This is a genomic window from Microbacterium sp. ZW T2_14 (assembly GCF_044987405.1).
GTDB lineage: Bacteria > Actinomycetota > Actinomycetes > Actinomycetales > Microbacteriaceae > Microbacterium.
The window spans coordinates 22,987-41,937 of sequence record NZ_JBJDRK010000043.1 but is presented as its reverse complement, the minus strand read 5'-3'; the positions used below and the strand labels follow the sequence as shown (position 1 = coordinate 41,937).

Annotated in this window: 13 protein-coding genes and 1 tRNA gene; 4 read left to right on the top strand and 10 right to left on the bottom strand. The window is 66.4% G+C overall.

Features of this window, described 5'->3' with window-relative positions:
* From ACI3KY_RS14655 to ACI3KY_RS14645, 3 genes are all read left to right on the top strand, one after another.
* Positions 1-3,731, top strand: a 3,731-nt coding sequence (locus tag ACI3KY_RS14655) for a S8 family serine peptidase (protein ID WP_404930890.1), incomplete at its 5' end; no start/stop codon positions are given.
* 198 nt (positions 3,732-3,929) lie between these two features.
* On the top strand, positions 3,930-7,034 hold the full coding sequence (locus ACI3KY_RS14650; protein ID WP_404930889.1) for an NPCBM/NEW2 domain-containing protein: 3,105 nt from the start codon (positions 3,930-3,932) through the stop codon (positions 7,032-7,034).
* A 109-nt stretch (positions 7,035-7,143) separates the two neighbouring features.
* The gene (locus ACI3KY_RS14645; RefSeq protein ID WP_404930888.1) at positions 7,144-8,214 is read left to right on the top strand and encodes a LacI family DNA-binding transcriptional regulator; all 1,071 of its coding nucleotides are present in this window, start codon (positions 7,144-7,146) and stop codon (positions 8,212-8,214) included.
* A gap of 21 nt (positions 8,215-8,235) precedes the next feature.
* On the opposite strand, the gene ACI3KY_RS14640 is transcribed toward ACI3KY_RS14645, so the two are convergent.
* From ACI3KY_RS14640 to ACI3KY_RS14625, 4 genes are all read right to left on the bottom strand, one after another.
* Positions 8,236-9,060, bottom strand: a complete 825-nt coding sequence (locus ACI3KY_RS14640; RefSeq protein ID WP_404930887.1) for a serine protein kinase RIO — start codon at positions 9,058-9,060, stop codon at positions 8,236-8,238.
* A 227-nt stretch (positions 9,061-9,287) separates the two neighbouring features.
* On the bottom strand, positions 9,288-9,671 hold the full coding sequence (locus ACI3KY_RS14635; protein ID WP_404930886.1) for a pilus assembly protein TadG-related protein: 384 nt from the start codon (positions 9,669-9,671) through the stop codon (positions 9,288-9,290).
* A gap of 62 nt (positions 9,672-9,733) precedes the next feature.
* Positions 9,734-10,213 carry a TadE/TadG family type IV pilus assembly protein gene (locus tag ACI3KY_RS14630; protein WP_404930885.1) on the bottom strand — a complete coding sequence of 160 codons (480 nt, stop codon included), beginning with the start codon at positions 10,211-10,213 and terminating at the stop codon, positions 9,734-9,736.
* 37 nt (positions 10,214-10,250) lie between these two features.
* On the bottom strand, positions 10,251-10,685 hold the full coding sequence (locus ACI3KY_RS14625) for a TadE/TadG family type IV pilus assembly protein (protein WP_404930884.1): 435 nt from the start codon (positions 10,683-10,685) through the stop codon (positions 10,251-10,253).
* Between the two features lie 139 nt (positions 10,686-10,824).
* On the opposite strand from ACI3KY_RS14625, the gene ACI3KY_RS14620 reads away from it, so the two are divergent.
* Positions 10,825-12,411, top strand: a complete 1,587-nt coding sequence (locus ACI3KY_RS14620) for a recombinase family protein (RefSeq protein ID WP_404930883.1) — start codon at positions 10,825-10,827, stop codon at positions 12,409-12,411.
* A 61-nt stretch (positions 12,412-12,472) separates the two neighbouring features.
* Here the strand turns inward: ACI3KY_RS14620 and ACI3KY_RS14615 are convergent.
* The 6 genes from ACI3KY_RS14615 to ACI3KY_RS14590 all read right to left on the bottom strand — a co-directional run bounded on the left by ACI3KY_RS14615 (position 12,473) and on the right by ACI3KY_RS14590 (position 18,915).
* Positions 12,473-12,544, bottom strand: a tRNA-Arg gene (locus tag ACI3KY_RS14615).
* A gap of 27 nt (positions 12,545-12,571) precedes the next feature.
* A complete protein-coding gene (locus tag ACI3KY_RS14610) occupies positions 12,572-12,991 on the bottom strand; it encodes a helix-turn-helix domain-containing protein (RefSeq protein WP_404930882.1) in 420 nt (139 codons plus the stop codon).
* Between the two features lie 367 nt (positions 12,992-13,358).
* Positions 13,359-15,941 carry a DEAD/DEAH box helicase family protein gene (locus tag ACI3KY_RS14605; RefSeq protein ID WP_404930881.1) on the bottom strand — a complete coding sequence of 861 codons (2,583 nt, stop codon included), beginning with the start codon at positions 15,939-15,941 and terminating at the stop codon, positions 13,359-13,361.
* Positions 15,942-15,944: 3 nt separating this feature from the next.
* The gene (locus ACI3KY_RS14600; protein ID WP_404930880.1) at positions 15,945-17,603 is read right to left on the bottom strand and encodes an Eco57I restriction-modification methylase domain-containing protein; all 1,659 of its coding nucleotides are present in this window, start codon (positions 17,601-17,603) and stop codon (positions 15,945-15,947) included.
* A complete protein-coding gene (locus ACI3KY_RS14595) occupies positions 17,600-18,277 on the bottom strand; it encodes an SAM-dependent DNA methyltransferase (RefSeq protein WP_404930879.1) in 678 nt (225 codons plus the stop codon). The genes ACI3KY_RS14600 and ACI3KY_RS14595 overlap by 4 nt, the downstream gene beginning before the upstream one ends.
* Before the next feature lie 65 nt (positions 18,278-18,342).
* Positions 18,343-18,915 (bottom strand): recombinase family protein, encoded by a 573-nt coding sequence (locus tag ACI3KY_RS14590; RefSeq protein WP_404930878.1) that lies wholly within the window; start codon positions 18,913-18,915, stop codon positions 18,343-18,345.
* Between the last annotated feature and the right edge of the window lie 36 nt (positions 18,916-18,951).

Genomic DNA, 18,951 nt, shown 5'->3' with positions numbered 1-18,951 from the left:
GGGTGACGGTGTGCGCCTGGCCGGCCGCCGGAGCGACGGCCGGCCAGGCGCACACCGTCACCCTCATCACCGGCGACCGCGTCACCGTCACCGACATGTCGGACGGCACCCACACCGTCTCGGTCGACACGGCTGTCGACGGCGCGGGCGTGCAGACGTACGAGGTGGGCGACGATCTGCACGTCGTGCCCCAGGGCGCGATGCCCTATCTCGCCTCGGGTGCCCTCGACGAGGATCTGTTCAACGTGTCGCTGCTGATCGAGTACGGCTACGACGACGCCTCGGTGGACGCCACCCCGATCATCGTGGAGCAGGATGCCGCGGCCGCGCGCACCTTCTCGGCGCCCGTCCCGGGACTGGAGGTCACCGCGCCGCTCGAGAGCATCGGCGGCGCGGCCGCGACGCTGGGCCACGACGACGCCGCCGCCGCGTGGCAGTCGCTCACCGCGTCCTCGGCGCGCACATTCTCAGCCACGCCGGCCCTCGCCGACGGCATCGAGGCGATCCACCTCGACGGCAAGGTCCGCTCCACGCTCGACTCGAGCGTGCCCTACATCGACGCCCCCGCGGCCTGGGCCCAGGGATACACCGGTGAGGGCGTCACGGTCGCCGTGCTCGACACCGGCATCGACGACACCCACCCCGACCTGGAGGGCCACATCCTCGACGGCTCCCAGAGCTTCGTTCCCGGCGAGGAGGTCGCCTGGGATCCCAACGGCCACGGCACGCACGTCGCTTCGACCATCGCGGGCACCGGTGCCGCGTCCGACGGCACCCACCGCGGTGTCGCCGACGGCGCCGACCTGCTGATCGGCAAGGTGCTCGGCGCCGACGGCTACGGCCAGGACTCGTGGATCATCGAGGCGATGGAGTGGGCGGGTCAGAACGCCCCGATCGTGTCGATGAGCCTGGGTTCGCAGTCGCCGTCCGACGGCAAGGACCTGATGGCCGAGTCGCTCAACCAGATCGCGGAGGAGACCGGCGCGCTGTTCGTGGTCGCCGCAGGCAACGCCGGCTCCCCCGAGTCCATCGGCGCCCCCGGTTCGGCCGAGCAGGCGTTCACCGTCGGATCGGTGGACGACCCGTCGGGCGAGCTCTCCTACTTCACGAGCCAGGGTCCGTTGTCGCGCTCGGGAGCATTGAAGCCGAACGTGACGGGCCCCGGCAACGAGGTCACGGCGGCGCGTTCCGCCGACAGCGGCGGTGAGGGCTCGTACAGCACCATGAGTGGGACGTCGATGGCCACCCCGCACGTCGCGGGCGCCGCGGCGATCCTCCTCGGCGCGAACCCCGAGCTCACGACCGCGCAGCTGAAGGCGGCGCTCGCGAGCACGGCCACCGACCTCGGCTACACGTCGTACCAGGGCGGCACCGGCGTCATCAACGTCGACGCCGCGCTCAACGCGCCCGTCGTCGCCTCGGGCTCCGGCGACTTCGGCATGCTCATGTGGGGCCAAGAGCCGACGCCCGTCGAGCGCACCGTCGAGTACACCAACCGCACGGATGCCGAGATCACCGTCGCTCTCGAGGCGACGCTGAGCGACACGACGCCCGGCGGCGGCGAGGGCCCCGGTCCGCTGTCCGACGGGATCGCGTTCGACGCGCTGACGATCGACGCCGATTCGCTGACGATCCCCGCCGGCGGCAGCGCATCCGTCACGATGACGGTGGACCCGGCCAAGGTACCCGCGGGCACCCAGCTCTCGGGCACGCTGACGGGTTCCGTGGACGGGGAGACCGTGACGCGGACAGCCCTGGGCACGATCGCCGAGGCCGAGCGCTACGACCTCACCATCACGGCCACCGGCTTCGACGGCGAGCCCGTCAGCGTCTACGCGATGCTGTGGGATGCCGCTGCGCAGTGGGCCGAGCCGGTCCTCGTCGAAGGCGAGACGACGCTGCGCCTCATGAAGGGCGACTACACGGTGATGTCGTACATGGACATCAACCGCAACGCCGACACGATGGCGACCGTGCTGGCCGGCGACCCGAAGCTGACCCTCACGAAGGATGCGACGGTCTCCCTGGATGCCCGCACGGCGAAGCAGGTCACGGTCGACGTCGGCCGTGACGACCTCGAGCAGTCGTTCGGTCGCATGGACTTCCACGCCGACGACTTCTCCGCGAGCGTCATCATGCCGGTGCTCATCGACGAGATGTGGGCACAGCCCATGAAGGTCGACGACGCCGACTTCCACCTCACGACGCGCTGGCGGCTCTGGGAGCCGATGCTCACTGTGGCGGCGGGCAAGAAGCCGCTCGACGTGATCCTGCAGGTCGGATCCACGTTCCTGGACGGCGAGATCAAGGCGGCGGCGGTCGATGCCGGCACCGGCAGCGTCGACGAGTTCGCTGCGATCGACGTCAGCGGCAAGGTCGCGGTCGTGACCCTGTCCGGCCAGGTCTCGCCCGGGCAGGCCGCCGCCAACGCGGCTGCGGCCGGCGCGAAGCTGATGATCCTGGTCAACGACGCGGACGGCGAGCTGAGCACCTGGGTCGGCTCGGACGACTTCACCACCGACGCGCCGATCGCGGTCGCCGCGGTCAGTGGCATCGAGGGCCGTCAGCTCCTCGCCGACATGGCGAAGAAGAAGGTCACGGTGAAGGCCGTCGGTGACTCGTACCCGGACGTCGTCTACGACATCGCCCGCTACAGCGACGGCGAGATCCCGACCGACCTCGCCTACGCGCCGAAGAACCTGACGCGCATCGACACGACGTACCACGGTCAGAAGGAGCTCATGGGCGAATTCCGGTACGACTTCGTGCCGGGCGCCCAGTACGGCTCGGGCTACTTCATGCGCGCCGAGCGCGGCACGGTGCGCGAGGAATGGGTGAACACCGACGACCTGCGCTGGAACCAGGGCGTCGGCGTCGAGTCCGTCCGCTGGGAGATGCGCGACATGCTGCGCACCTACGAGCCCGGCCAGGAGCTCGAGGTCGAGTACTTCGGCGGCATCGTGCGCCCGTACGTCGCGACCGGCTTCTGGGTGCCCTACCGCGTGTCGGACTACGCGCAGGTGAACATCCCCAGCTGGGCGGACGGCGGCGACCCGGAGCACACCGGCACGTTCGACACGTGGATCGAGCCCTCGACCGTGCACCAGACGGCCGACGTGTACATCGACGGTCAGCTGATCAAGCAGGCGGAGCACCAGGGCGTCAACGTGTACGAGCTCCCGGACGGCGACCAGGAATGGCGCGTGGTGAGCACCGCGACCCACGATGGCTCTCACCTCGCGGGATCGACGAAGACGGTCAGTGACTGGACCTTCCGCTCGGAGGGCAAGCTCGGCGACTGGACCAACCGGCTGCTGCCGATGATCCAGGCCTACTACGACGTCGACGTCAACGTCGACAACCTCGTGGGCGAGGGCCGTCGCAAGGGATCCGGCATCCCGCTCGGTCTCGAGCTCGGCCACGTCGCCGGCACCGCCCCCGCGGGTGCCATCACCGACGCGACGCTCGAGGCCCGCACCGCGGGCGGCGCATGGGTGCCGGTCACGCTGAAGACGGCCGAGACGGATGCCCCGACCGGCGCCGTCGAGGGCGACGGCGACGTGTTCGTGACCAGCCGTGCCTGGGTGAGCGGGTACTCCGCGCAGATCCCGGTGTCGGACAAGGGCGGCTGGGTCGACCTGCGGGTGACGGCGAAGGATGCCGCGGGCAACACGTTCTCGCAGGAGATCGAGCGCGCGTTCCAGGCGACGCCGGCCAAGGGCGTCCGCTAGTCCGACCACGCCACGGAGGGCCCCGACGCACACGCGTCGGGGCCCTCCGTGCTGTCGCTCCGAGGTGATCTCGCCATCGGTCGGTGCTCGAATGTTCAGTTGTGTTCAGTTCGATCGGCTGAACACTCCGGCGCTGACACGATGGCTGCGTCCCCCGTCGAACCCGGCGGCGGACCGTGAGATTCGAGGAGGAATCCCTTGCTGAGAAAACGGATGACGCTGCTGGCCGCGGTGACGATCGGCGGGCTCTGCCTCGCCGGCGCGCCGGCCGCCGCGGTCGCGGCCGAGGACCTCGCCGGCGAGGTCCACTACGCCAGCGACCTGGAGTGGGCATCGGCCGAGAACGGCTGGGGTCCGGTCGAGCGCGACTACAGCAACGGCGCCAAGGCCGTGCCCGACACGACGCGGACGATCCAGTCGATCCGCGGCGTCCCGTACCCCAAAGGCCTCGGCACGCACGCCCCCGCACGCGTGGTGTACGACGTGGCGCAGCAGTGCACGCAATTGCTCGGCTATGTCGGCATCGACGACAGCCAGGCAGGCAAGGGGCGCGTCGACTTCGTCGTGAAGGTCGACGGCGCCGAGAAGTTCCGGATCGCCCGCGGCGGCGTCGATGCCGCCGGCCTCCTCAACCTGGATCTGCGCGGGGCGAGCACCGTCGAACTGATCGCCGAGCCCGGGCCGGAGGGCAACGGCAACGACCACGCCGACTGGGCAGACCTGCGCATCAACTGCACCGACGAATACCTCGCGCAGCCGCTCACGATCACGCCCGACGACGTGGACCTGTCGCTGCTGGCCGCGGGCTCCCCGGTCGCCGTCACCGTAGAAGGCGCCAACCCGCAGGTTCCGGTGACCGTCGGCTTCGCCGGCACCGAGATCGTCGCCAACGCCGACGACACCGGTCGTGCGACCGCCTCGTTCGTCGTCCCGGCCGGCACGACCGCGGGTGAATACCGGATCACTGCGCGCGCAGAGTCACTTTTCGGCGCCGTGGCCCAAGGCGAGATCTCCGCCCACGTCGTGGCCGTCTCCGACACCGTGTACTTCGTCGACTGCTCGGCCCCCGCCGCCGGCGACGGCTCCGAGGCGAGGCCCTTCCGCTCCCTCGATGAGCTCGCGAGCGTGCAGCCGTTCCAGCCGGGCCAGTCCGTCCGTTTCCACCGCGGGAGCGAATGCGTCGGCACTTTCGCCCCCACCGGCTCCGGCCTCGGCGGCGCGCCGATCACCGTCTCGCCCTACGGAGACGGGGACGCGCCGGCCACGATCAACGGGGACGGCCGGCTCGCCGGCATCCATCTCCTCAATGTCAGCAACTGGACCGTCGACGGCATGCGCGTCATCAACCCGGGTACACCCGACAAGCGTCGCGTCGGCATCCTCTACGAGATCAACGACGGCACCAAGCGCAGTGGCGTGGTGCTGACACGCAACCACGTCGAAAAGGTCGCCGGCTGGTCGGACAAGACCACGCTCGGGAACGCGTTCTCGCGCTCGGCCGGGATCTCGGTGCTCGGAGACGGCGTCGGCTGGTTCGACGGCATCACCGTCACCGACAACGTCGTCAACGACACGGCCGCCGGCGGCATCAAGCTCTCGGCGCCTGACACGACGAAGCACTACAACACTGACGTGTACGTCGCACGCAACGACATCCGCGCCGTGGGCGGCGACGGCATCGTGATCCACAACTCCGACAAGCCGGTCATCGAGTACAACTCGGCGATCGACCTCGGACACGGCGAGTACCCCTTCCTCAAGGGCAACTTCGCGGGCATGTGGCCGTACAACTCCGTCGACCCGCTGTTCCAATTCAACGTGGTGGGCAACAGCGTGGGCTCGACCTACGACTCCACCGCCTGGGACTGCGACATGAAGATCAAGGGCAGCTGCACCTTCCAGTACAACTACTCGTACGGCAACGCCGGCGGCTTCTACCTGGACTGCATCTCGGGCTGCGGAACCGCATCCACCACGGCCACCGCCATCCTTCGCTACAACGTGTCGCAGGACGACTGCCGGCTCGGTGGGGCAAGCGGTGGACCGGGACTGCACCTGATCTACAACAACACGTTCTCGTGCCTGAACCGGCCGTTCGAGGACGACATGACCGCACCGCGGCAGATGAAGAACAACATCATCATCGCCCAGGGCGGCAGCCTGAAGACGACGAACGGGGTGTACGCCAACAACGCGTACTTCGGCGGCATCCAGCCCCCCGCGACGGAAACGGATCCTGTCGTCGGCGACCCACAGCTCATCGCCGCAGGCAGTGGCCAGCAGACACGGGCGCTCCCCGGCTACCAGCTCGCTGTCGGATCGCCACTGCTCGGTGCCGGCACGCCGGTCGTCGATGCCGGTGAGCGTGACTTCTTCGGCAACCCGGTGCCCGCCACGCCGAACATCGGCGCGTATCAGGGTGCCGGTATCGAGGTCGCCCCGCTGCCGTTCGCAGCACTGGTGAACCAGACGGCAGTGGCCTCCACTGCGAATCCGCGCAACGGGGCCATCACCACCGATTTCCGCATGTTCTCTGCCGAGGCGCTGGCGCACGCCGGTCTCTCCGTCGGTGAGAAGGCGACAGCTTTCGGGCACCCCCTCGACTGGCATCCGACGGCGGTCGGCACCCCCGATGCGATCAAGGCAGCTGGCCAGCACGTGTCGTTGGTGGGCGAAGGCGACGAGCTCATCGTTGCGGGCTTCTCGACCGGCACCGCATCGGCGGGGGGCGCGACCGTCCACTACCAGGACGGGTCGAGCGAGCAGGTGCAGCTCTCGCTTCCGCTGTGGGGCGATGCGTCGACGGATGCCGCCGACACGGCGCTGCTCGGCAGCGCCGCCACGTTCCTGCAACGGACGCGACCCTATCTGGGCGGAACGATCTCGACCGTGACGGCACCGGCCTCAGTGTTCGCGCAGCGAATCCCGCTGTCGGGCAAGCCGGTGGCCGCTGTGACCCTCCCGGAGGGCAGCCCGGTGACCGGGGAAGGAGTCAGCCTGCTCGCGATCGAGCTTGCGGGAAGCGCCGTGCCGACCTCGGTGGGCGTGCTCACCGAGTGCCGCGGTCCGAACGCCTGGGTGCACGTCACCACCGTCAACGACCACGATGCACGGGTGGCCGTCGCTGTCGCCACGGAACTCGGCGACGACGTCAGAGTGAACGTCGATCCGGGCAAGCAGATCCGCTCGTCTTTCAAGATCAACGGCGAGCTCGCCGACGGCGCGGTGACGGTGGTGGCGACGGCCGGCAGCGGCGCACGGACCACCACGACGGTGCCGTACACCGGGATCGACTGCCGCTGAGCCGCGGCTCCGAAGCGGGGGCGGCGCAGGCGCCGTCCCCGCTTCCCCTCCGCCCGGGGGCCGAGCGCCCTCAACGCACGCCGAACACGAAGAGGCTATGGTGAGCCCGATGATCGCCGAGGAACGTCGCGAACGCATACTGCGGGAGATCGTGCTGCGCGGCCGCATCGAGGTGACGGACTTCGCTGAGCGCGCCGGACTGACCGGCATGACGATCCGCAGAGACCTCTCGGTGCTGGCTGAGCGAGGGCTCGTCCGCCGGGTGCACGGCGGCGCCGTCCTTCCCGAAGCCGCCGACGCGCCGGCCGTCGGTGCACGCGGCATCGGCACGTCATCACGACCGGTCGCCACGATCGGACTGATCGTGCCGGATGCCGCCTATTACTTTCCGCCCGTGATCCGCGGCGTGAGCGGGGCAGCCCACGGCTCTGGCATCCGGATCGTTCTCGGCACGACCAACTATGACCCGCGCGAAGAGATCCACCAGTTGGCACGACTGGACGCGGGCGGTGCGGACGCGATCATGCTGGTAACCGCTCGCCCCGGAATCGACGATGACATGACGTGGCAGGCGATCGCCGGCATCCGCACGCCCGTCGTGCTCGTCGAGCGCTCCCCCGACGGGGCTCCGACAACGATGCGGGTCGATTCGGTGCGCTCGGATCACGAGTTCGGCGCGGAACTCGCGGTCGATCATCTCTTCGAACGAGGACACCGCGGCGTCGGCCTCCTCCTGCGCGAGACGGCGACGGCGCCCTGGATCGCTCGCGGGCATGCACGCGCCACCCGCCGGCGTCAGATGATGCCGGGACCGGTCGTCACCGCACCCTCGCCGCGATGGGGTGACGGCTCCACCTCGGACGTGCTGAGGGAGTTCCTGGACGACTGCCTGGCCGCGGGGATCAGGTCAGCCATCGTCCTGCCGGACGACCTCGCCGTGGGACTGCTCGGAATCGCGGAAGGTCGGGGGCTTCGCGTTCCCGAAGACTTCGCCATCGTCGCCTACGACGACGAGATCGCGTCGTTCGCCACGGTTCCGCTCACCGCGATCGCGCCGCCCAAGCTGGCTGTCGGCCGCCGTGCACTGGAGACCTGCCTGATGCGGTTGGAGCAGCGAGACCAGGCACCGGCCCAGCACGTCCAGCTGACGCCGACGATCAACGTGCGCGCGTCGACCTGACGCCTCCCAAGGCCGGCGGGCTCACCACAGCATCCCTATCAGGTGGGCGAACAGCTCCTCCGGGTCGTTGTCGAGCCCCCGCCGTGCGAACCACGTCGAGACGTTGACGACGTCGCGATGGAGGAAGTCGAGCCCCTGCGGGTTCGCAGCGACGTCGACGATCTGGGGCAGGTCGATCACGACGATGCGCCCCTCGTCATCGAGCAGGTTGTACGGCGACAGATCGCCGTGCGCGTATCCGGCGCCCGCGAACGCCTCGAGGATGCCGACCACCTGGGCGAACGCATCCCGCAGGTGTTCGCCGTGCAGCCGGCTCTGCGCGAGCCGCGGTGCTGCGGCGCGCCCGTCGCCGATGAACTCCATGAGCACCTCGGTGTCGCTCACCTGCACGGGATACGGCACAGGAACGCCGGCCTGCCAGGCACGGCACAGCGCCTCGAACTCGCTATGCGCCCAGTGCCCGGCGGCGACAGAACGGCCATGCGCTGATTTGCGGCCCACCGCGCGGGCGTCGCGGGTGTTCCGCATCGTGCGGCCCTCTTCGTAGCTGCCCGAGCGGTGGAAGTCGCTGTGATGCGTGTTGCGGTACCGCTTCGCGGCGAGCAGCACGCCGGCGGTACCGGGCACGGCGCGCTCGATGAGATGCACGTCGGCCTCCTTGCCGGTCTTGACGATGCCGAGCTCGGTGTCGAACGCCGCCGAGGCGGTCACGAGCCAGTGCGGATGCGGCAGTGGACCGCGTTGGGTGGGAGACGAGGCCGGCCACGTCGACCAGCGCTGGTCGGCGCCGGGCTCGAGCTCGGGCGGAAGGAGAGATGCGGACGCGTCGAAGCGCACGGATGACATCGGATGGACACTCCTGGATGGGAGGTCACCGGATCAATGGGTGCGGGTGACCTCGAGGGAAGGGAACTTGACACGGGGCGTGCTGAAGACGGCCATCATCGTTCCTCCTTCCGGTCAGGGTGCCGTGGCACCGATTCGCTTCACTGTAGCGGAGCGCGGGGTCGCGATGCCAGGTTCCGTCAGGCGGTGGACGAACCGGATGGGCGGTGGGCGGTGGGCGGCGCGCGTCAGCGCAGGGCGGTGCGGCTGGTCGCCGTCGATTCCAGCGCGACGCCGTCGGGAACGAACATGGTGACGATCGGCGGATGCCACTGCCCGGCGACCGTGACACGCGCAGAGACGCCGTCAGGGCTCGTCGCCGCGACGAGGCGTGCCCTTCCTCCCATCGATTCGACCATCGCATCGGCTTCGCGACGCACGCCGGCGTCGGTCAGCGTGGCGACGGGCTCTCCGCCGACGATGGACAGCTCGAAGCCGTCCGCGGCGGCGAGGGCCGCGGCATCCGCCACCGCATCGAGCTGCTTCTGTGCGAGGTACAGGCTGGTCGCAGCGGTGCACACCAGGATCACGGCGATCGCGAGCACCGCGTAGCCGAGAGTGAGGATCAGCACGCTGCCCTCCTCACCGTCGTCCGCCGGCGTCTTTGCGCGGGCCCATGCCTGCAGCCGCGCCCTCACTGCTCGCTCCAGAACCGCGACACCTTGTGAGCGCCCGTGGCCTCGATCGGGATCGCGGCGATCTGCTCGAGGCCGAGAACCGGCGGTACGAGCGGCAGCGCCACCGCGGTGCGAACGGTGATGCGCAGCGTCGCGCCGGCCCGCGGGCAGGAGGCACCCGAAGGGGTGCAGTCGATCGACAGGTCGACGTCGTCGAGACCGTACTCCTCCGCGACGGCAGCCAGCACGGCATCGGCACGCTCGCGGGCTTCCTCGGTGTCGGTCGCGGTCGACACCGCACGGGCGATGTGCCGGGCCGCCGCCTCGGCACCGAGGCTCTGCCCCTGGATGAGCCCCAGCGAGACGATGAGGTACACCAGCGGCACCAGCATCAGCAGCCCTACCAGGATGAACTCGAGCGCCGCGGAACCGCGTTCGGTGTCATCGCGTTCGGCGCCATCGTCGTCAGTGTCGCGCCCCTCGGAGGCTGCCGTCACGCCACGCTCGGCAGTCTTGTCGGGGCCGGCCGCGGGCTCAGTCGAACGACTCGACGGGCGCATGCGCCGTCACCTCCAGAGAGCGGGATGCACCGAGCAGACCGACCAGCGGAAGCGTCGCCGCAACCCGCACCTCGACGCTCTCCTGGCCGAGCGAAGACGTCTCCCGCACCGTGACGTCGGTCGCGTACTCGCCGCCGATCGTGCGGGCGACGATCTCGCGTGTGCGCTGCGCCCCGTCCGCGAGCGTCGTGTCGGCAAGAGCGGCGTGATACGCGCCCTCGACGGCCGCATCGTGCACGACGTTGCGCACGTACACCGCGAGCCCGAACTGCAGCACGCCCAGCGTGAGCACCGTGAGCAGTGCGCCGACGAGCACGAACTCGACAGGGCTCGCACCCGCGTCATCGCGAAGGTCGCCGGCGAGCCGGGCACGCAGACCCGCCGTCGCGCGGCTCGCGGTGACGCGCATGACGTCAGAGTCCGGAAACGCGGCTGATCGCCTGCTCGAACAGGTCCGCGAGCGCCGGTCCGGCCATGGCCCAGATCACGACGACCAATCCGGCCGTCATCAAGGTGATCAGGACCCAGTCGCAGATAAGCTTTCACCTATGACATCGCGCGCCGCGATCTACGCCAGGATCAGCAATAAGGACACCAGGGCTCCCAAGGTCGAGAACCAGATCGAGGCGTGCAGGATTCTGGCCGATGACCATGGCTACGAGATCGATCCCGGCCACATTTATGCCGACGACGGCAAGGCGGCGTCTGGCAAGGCCATTGATGACACGACTCTGGCGAACCGTCCGGACGCCCAGCGGCTCCTCATTGCGCTTCGTGCTGGGGAGTTCGACGTGCTCCTCGCGGTCGAAGGGGAACGGCTGGCGCGAACCTATCTCGATGGGCTGGAGTTCATCCGCGCCTCCTCCATGGGCGGGGTCATCTGGCATTTCGACGGCGAGAGGACCGCGCTCGATCCGTCCACCCCGAACGGTGAGGAGACAGCGGTCTCGATCTTCGCCTCTGGGCGTCGTGAGGGCCGCATCCGTGACGCTCGCCAGAAGCGCCGGTACGATCGCGAGCGGGCTGCTGGGATGCCCCTGTGGGGTCCCCGTCCCTACGGCTACGAGCCGGATCGCATCACGGTGCGTGAGGAGGAGGCGGCGCACATCCGTAAAGCCGTCACCGACGTCCTGAGCGGGGAGCGCTCGATGCTGAGGATCGCGAAGGACTGGAACAAGGCGCAGATCAAGACAGACGGGATGCGCCCTAGGAAAGCGGATGAGGACGCCGGTCGGGACGTCCGGGAGCGCAAGGGCCGGGATGGCGTTGCGCGGCCCGTTCGCGGCCTCTGGACGGCGACGACCGTTCGTCAGCTCCTACTCCGCGAGCGCAACGCGGGGCTACTCGTGCATGACGGAGTGACGATGCCCGAAAGCAAGATCGAGCCAATCATCACGATGGAGGAGCACGAGAACCTGAAGGCCCGCGTGAAGGCCGGCACACCTGTCTCCGAACGCGCCGTAACCCTGCTCGGCGGCATCATCCGCTGCGAGTGCGGAGCGGTTATGCACGGCACCACGAGCTACAGCCAGCGGGCCACTGACCGGGGCAGAGTCCCTGCTGGGAGGCGGTACGTGTATCAGCACTACAAGTGCTCCAGGAGCCTCTACGACAAGTCGCGGAGGCACGCCTCCATCGTGCAGAACATCGTCGATGACCTCATCGTCGCGATGCTGTGGGCCGACTTGTACACCGGGAGGCTCGACACCCCCGGGGACGACGTGACGGCGGCACTCGCGGATGTCAGTTCCCGGCTGAAAGAGAACTCCGAAAGTACGGCCCACGTTGGCCGCATCCTGCTCAACCGCCAGATGAAGTCGATCCACCGCCAAGCGAACGGAGACCTCGCCGCGCTCGATGTCGAGCGAGCGGAGCTTGAAGCGGAGCGTGATCAACTGCTCGCACGGGCAGCGGAAGGCGGTGCGCTCGCCGCCTTCCTGGAGGAGTGGCGGCAGTCCGACGCGGGATTCACCGGTATCGAAGATCGCGCGGCGTGGGAGACCCGATTCTGGTCGGTCTGGGACGGTATGCCCCTCGAACGCAAGCACGCCCTGATCCGAGCGCGCTACCGTCCTGTTGTGAAGGTCGGCGGACGTGGCGTCGAGCGAGTGAGCTTGGAACCTCCCAGAGGCTGATCGCCTCGCGGACGGCGTGTTGCACCTGGGCGCTGAATGCGCCGACGTTTGAGACACGGAGTGCCCCTGAAGGGACTCGAACCCCTAACCATTTCCTTAGGACGGAACTGCTCTTCCATTGAGCTACAGAGGCCAGCCCAGCGAGTCTACTCAATGCGCGTCATGACGTCGCGCCGTCGTCTCCGCTCTTGGAGGGCATCGGGCCGCGATGCGTATTGTCCCGAACGAACGCCGCAAGGGTCTCGCGCGAGATGTACTTACGGGATCCGATCAGCGTGTACTCGATCTCGCCCCGATTGGTCATCGCGTAGAGCGCTGAATACGGTACGCCGAGCGCGCTCGCGGCCTCCCGGAGGCCGTGCAACATCGCGCCTGTCTCAGACAGTGGGTTCGGTGGAGGAGCCTTTGGGGGCCCCTCACCGACGACCTGCACTTCGGTAGCCAGCCTCTCCCATGATCCGACCCAGGCCCAGGGCGTAACCATCTCGTCGCGGACTTTCTGGGCGGCCGACTCTTCGTCATCTGAGCGAATCCAGCGTTCGGCGGCCTCGACTTTTGTCACTCGCACCAGGTACCGCATGACAGCACCATGACAGCGATCCGGGCCGAATGCTAGAAGCCGTGGATTTCAGTCCAGGGTCTTCTTACCCACCTGCGTCAATCGGGAATGTGCGTCGGCTCCCCATCCCGTCGTCCAATCAATAGAACGGCGACTCAGCGCAAGCCGTAGCTAGCCAGACACTCCTCCGGTCACGGGATCGTCGTTTCAGCACCCACCCCCTCCGAGAGATCTTGCCGACGAAGCGGCGAAGTCGGTGGTGGGGCCGAGCGGCCAGTAGATTCGGAGCGTGAACCTTGGGGTTCAAGCACGACCTCGAGAAAGCACGAGTCACCAGGTGATTCCCGGGCGGGGTTCCACGCTTCGCGATTACGAACAACTCCGAAAATCAGTGGGTCTGCACCTCAGCCTCGATGACCGTGTCGAACAGACCCCAGTGGCGCAGTCCCTCGTGGGAGTCCACGCCCGCGTAGGACAGCGATGCATCCTCAAAGCGGCGGAAAGTCTTGACCGCGTCGTTCATGTGCGATGAGTTGAACAGCCCGAGCCCTCGCAGAAGATCGAAGTCGGGAATGGTGAGGCCCGTCACCGTCCGGAACAGATCAGGCTCCAATGCCTTGATCACATCGACTAGAGCATTCTCTCGGAAGTCCGTGAGGTACATGAAAGCCGGAATGCGCGTGGCGAACTTGATGAGCTTCTCCTGCACCTGCTTGCGCAGGGACTTTTGCTGCTTCTCCTCCTCCGTGAGTTCCTGTTTTTCCTTCGGTGTAAGGTCACGCTCCTTCGCGGTCTTCTTCAGATCCTTGATCTTCTCGGACTTGTTGATGATCGTCTCGAACACGTTGTCGCCGAGCGAGCGGAAGCCCTCGATGTTTTGGATCGCCTGGAGAGCGTTCGGGTTCGCGAGCACCTTTCTCAGCGTGTCGTTGTCCACGTTTACGAGCAGTGCCGATTCCCACTTGCGCGCGAGAAGCGTCGCGGACGTGCCAGATTGTGCGATGTCAAGGACGCTACCCGCATCGATTGGCACCATGTTCGAGCCGTCGTAGGCGAGCACGGGAAGAAAGGCCAGGAGGTCGGCCACCGCCTTGTCGTCGTTAGTCTCGTTCGGGTTGAGACCCCGGGCGTAATCGGCCACCTGGCGAAGCGCGCGAGTCGGTGCGAAGTCGAAGACGAAACACACAGGCTTAACGACTTCAAGTTCCTTGGGATCATCGCCGTTAGGGTTGGAGATCGCCCACGGCGACTGCACACGAAACGCAGCCTGGAAGTACGTCTCCGGGCGCTGGAGGTTGCGCAGCATGAGGATCGCAGACCACTGGGGGACGGTGACGCCTGTCGTCAGCTTGCCGCAGGACAGCGTGATGGTCTTCGTCTTGAAGCCGTCCCGAATCTTCGCCCTGACGGGCGGGAGCGCTGCGAGACCGATGCCGGCTCCAGGTCCGGCTGCGTTTATGACCGTGTAATCGCCCCAAAAGCCATTGGTGTTCTGCGCCTCGCCCAGCAGGTTCTCCATCGCGTTCACGCTCGCCACGGTCGGCAGGAACCAGAACGAGTGGTTTAGGTAGGGCAGGACGTGAGTGTCGGAGTACGGAAACGGTGGCCTGGTCCCCGCGCGAAGCGCATCCACGCTCGTAGGCTGGTGCTGGCCCCGGATGAGGTTTAGCCAGTTCTGCACGTCGCTCTTGTGCCTGAACTCAGCACTCGAGCCAACCCCGGTGGCCGCGAAAAACTCATTCAGATCGAACTCGTCAAACTCGCCCGCCATCGCCACGGTCAGGATGTCTTCGGGCATTCGGTACGTCATCAGAGCCATCTCCGGGAGCGTGGCGTACGGATTCGGCTTGCCGGGGTGGATGGCCGGCCACTCAGTCTTAGCTTTTTGCTCGTCCGTGTAGGTCCAGTTGAAGAGGTTGTCGTCTACGAACTCGCCTTCCGCGAGAGCACGGAACGGCGTTCCGGACAGGTAGAGGAATGCCCTCGTCGTGATGGGCAGGAAATCGGCCTCATCATTGCCCTGTTCGTCGAGCTCCTCATCCAGAACGGCCAGATCGGCGCTGAACTCGACGGCTTGCTCGGCCCTTGCTTCCTTCTCGTCTTCGCCTTCGAAGAGCTCCTTCGCGTTCTCGCGCCAGGCTCCGAAGTGATACTCGTCGAAAATGACGAGGTCCCAGTTGATGATGTGGATCCACTCGTTCTTCGCCTTGATAAGGCCGGTTCCCTTTTCGCGTCCGAGGAGGTCCTGGAACGAGCCAAAGTAAACGAGCGGCTTGCTTGAATCCACCTTCAGAGGATCGCTCGGTCCCGAGTCTTTCGAAGCGTAAACCCAACCGTCGAAGTCGGCGTGCGAGTTGAGATCGGTCTCCCAGGCATCCGCGACGGCCGGCTTGAAAGTGACGACAAGAACACGCCTCGCGCCCATCTTCTTTGCGAGCTGATACGAGCTGAAGGTCTTGCCGAAACGCATCTTCGCATTCCAGAGGAAGCGCGGCACCGCCTTCTCATCCTGGTCCCACTCGCGCTGGAAGAATCGGAGTGTCGCCTCGACGGCAGCCTTCTGCTCGTCGCGCATCTCGAAGGTCTCGTGGTGCGTTCCGGTCAGTTCGCGGTGCTCGCGAAGCTCCGTGATGGCGGTGAGAACGTCGTCAGCGGTACAGCGAACCCACTCCTTGCTCGACTGGAAAACAATGTTCGAGAAGCCTTTCGCTATGAGGCGCTCTCTGACCGCAGTGTCGGTGATCCGTATGCCATCTGCATCGATAGCGGGCTCGTCCACCTGCAAGACGTACTCAACGCGGGCCTGCCCTTGCGACTCCCTGATCCGCGCGTTCACGTCACGAGTGGTCTGCCCGATCTTGAGGCAGCCGCGCCACCGCTCAGCGACCTCCTCGCTGGACCACGCGTAGAGTCGCGGCTCACCGACTGGCTTCTCGGGAAACAGATCGGCCAGTGATTTCGCTGTCGCCACGAACTAAACCCCGTCGCTCTCGACTGATGTGCTTGCCACAACCATCGGCCTCACGAGCGACTCAATGTAAGCCTGCTCTTCGCCGTTGATTTCGTACTTCTCGTAGAGTTCCTCGTCGGTCCAGACATGGTCCATCGGCAGGTCGGGCACGAAGGCAAAGCTCGACCGAGTCACGCTTTGGTTCGCCGCCCGAAGAGAGATGAGGAACCGCACAAACCTGGACTGAAGGTAGGCGCACATCCGCGTCGCTTCGACTTCTGTGGAGAAGGCACTTACTACCGGGTATGCCTCAGTCGTCACGGACCCCGGCCCGATCACCCGGATGCTGCTCAAGCCGTAATACCGACCATCTCGGTCTGGCCGACCGCCTGCCGGGGCCGCCCTGCTAACCGTCGCTTTCCACTTGTCGATCCAGGCAACATTCATTGAAACGCTGTCCCGCGGAATGAAGCCTTCACCGCCGCTGCTCACGAGGGTCACGGGATTCGCGATTCCGTGACGCGACTCCGAACCCCGGTCGTTCGTTGCAAACCCGAACGCCTTTCGCCCCGACACCTTCGTACTGAGTGACTTGCCTGCGTCATGGCCGTCGGGCCAGACCTTATGCAGCACCGAGATGGCGTTGGAGTGACGCACAAACACGTCGTACTCGTTGAGCGTCCTCAGAGTCGGCTGATTGCTACGCCCACGAACAATCGTCGTGACAGAACAGGGCCCCCGTTGATCCCGGCTCCAAAGGAAATACGACACACCCCCAGCGATGTCGACTCCAGGAAATGCCTCGTCGGAGTCGATGTAGTCCACGATCGTGCGGATCCGGTCATCCGCCAACATCTCTGCGCGGAACTCATCTAGCCCCTTCCCGCCGGCCATCCACCTGGAGGGCGTCACCATCGTGAGGTACTGGGGCTCTAGACGCTTGGCCGCCTGCACGAACTTCTGGTAGATCGGCGCGGCGCTCTTGCCCGCGCCGCCGTCGTCAAGCTGGTAGGGCGGGTTGCCCACAATCACGTCGAAATGCATCTTGTCTCCGAACAACTGGGCGATGACAGCCTTTGGATTCGTGTGATGAAGTAGCGCGTAGGCGTACGTCTCGGCCTGCTCGCCACGCTCGTAACCCTCTTTTGTGGCCGGGCAGTACCCACAGCGGGCCCCGACCCAGGTGTGCTCGGTGCGCTCAAACCAGACGTTTCCGTCCGGGTGGGTGAACGACGGCGCGACGGAGTGCTTGCCGGTCGCATCCTTCGAGCAGTAGATCGACCGTCGAGCCAGCAGCGATGTCAGTGCGGTGATGCCGATGCCGAAGACCTGCTTCGTCAGCACTCTATCGACCAGCGCCTTGAGCTCTTCCGAGCCTTCTGGTGGCTTACCTTGACCCTCCACCAGGCGCTTTGTGATCTCGCGAAGGAAAACGCCGGACTTCGTGCCTGGGTCGAGGAACGTCACGTTCGGGTCGGCCCATATTGACGCGCCGTCGTGATCGGCAGCCCATGCATCAGCAAGCGCGTCGAGCATCTTGTTAGCGAACTCCGGGGGTGTGAAGACCTCGTCGCTTGACAGGTTCGCGATCGTGTTGAGCACGTCCGGGGCTCGGTTTTGTCGGTCCTTGCGGAGCAACTCCCCAAAAGAAAGGGACATCCCAACGGTCGCGGTATCGGTCATTCGACACCCCTTTCATCGGCGAGTTGCGCCACCGTCATAGCCGGGTAGGCGGTCATCGGCTGGAAGACGTCGTGGTGGGCATCTCCGGGACGCGCTGCGCCGCTCCGTGCCATCCGGTCGAACCGGAAGTCCCGACGCTGATACCTGCCACGTCCGAGATAGCCCCATTCGGCAAACACGATGGGCTGTCCGTGAGACTCGGGTGACGCGCCAACCGTTGTCATCGCCAGCGCGTCGCCCACCACGATGTTTGCACCGACCACTACCGCCGCGGCTCGCATCCAGTCATCCCCCGCCTTTGCGCCGACATATGCTGCGAAGAGCGAAAGAAGGTTCGTCCTGCACTCCTGTGCGTTGTCCGCCTGAATCTCGATGCCGTAGATCGACATCAGTGCGAGAAGCGCTTGATGGCGCTTCTCGAAGTCGCTTCGTCCATACCGCGCCCGGACGGTCATCAGCTTGCGCGCGAGAACGCGCACGAGGAAGTTCCCGGTGCCACATGCCGGTTCCAAGAACCGCGAGTCGATCCGATCCGTCTGATCCTTCACCAGGTCGAGCATGTCGTCGACGAGCCAGGCCGGGGTGAGAACCTCGGCGTGGTCCTGCACCCGTTGTCGGGATTTGACGAGCGGTTTGGCAGCGACCCTGTCAAGCACTCTGTTTGTCTTCGCCATGTCGTCACCTCCGTCAGTCCAAGCTGGCAGTTCAAACGTACTGGCTGCGGTTGCGGGGCTGGACATCAGGCGGCCAGCGCGCGGTAGATCGTCGGCCGGCTTACTCCGAAGTAAGTTGCAATGCTCTGCACAGTGTCGCCGCCCTCGTACTTTCGCTTGATGTCTGCGATCTTCTGCGCCGTCAGCTTCGGCTTCCGACCCCCCTTTCGTCCTCGAGCGCGGGCCGCTGCGAGCCCGTCGCGGGTGCGCGCGACGATGAGGTCCCTCTCGAACTGGGCGAACGCGGCAAGGATCGTGAAGAACATCCGTCCTTCAGGGGACTTTGTGTTGATCCGCTGCTCGGTAGCTTCCAGATCGACGCCCCGCTTCTCGAGCCACTCGCCGATCTCGAGAAGGTCCTTCGCAGACCGAGACATGCGGTCAAGCCGCGTCACGACCAGGGTGTCCCCCGGTCGCAGGAGGTCTTTCACCTTGTCCCACTCTGGCCGAGATGCCTTCGTACCGGAGAAGTGCTCGATGAACAGGCGGTCCACGTTGGCGGCGGTAAGCGCGTCTCTCTGCGCGTCGGGATTCTGATCAATCGTCGAGACGCGGCTGTATCCGATGCGCTGACATGTCATCTGCACACTGTAAACCAAACGGTGCCTGATTGACATAGAAATCGGACACGAGTT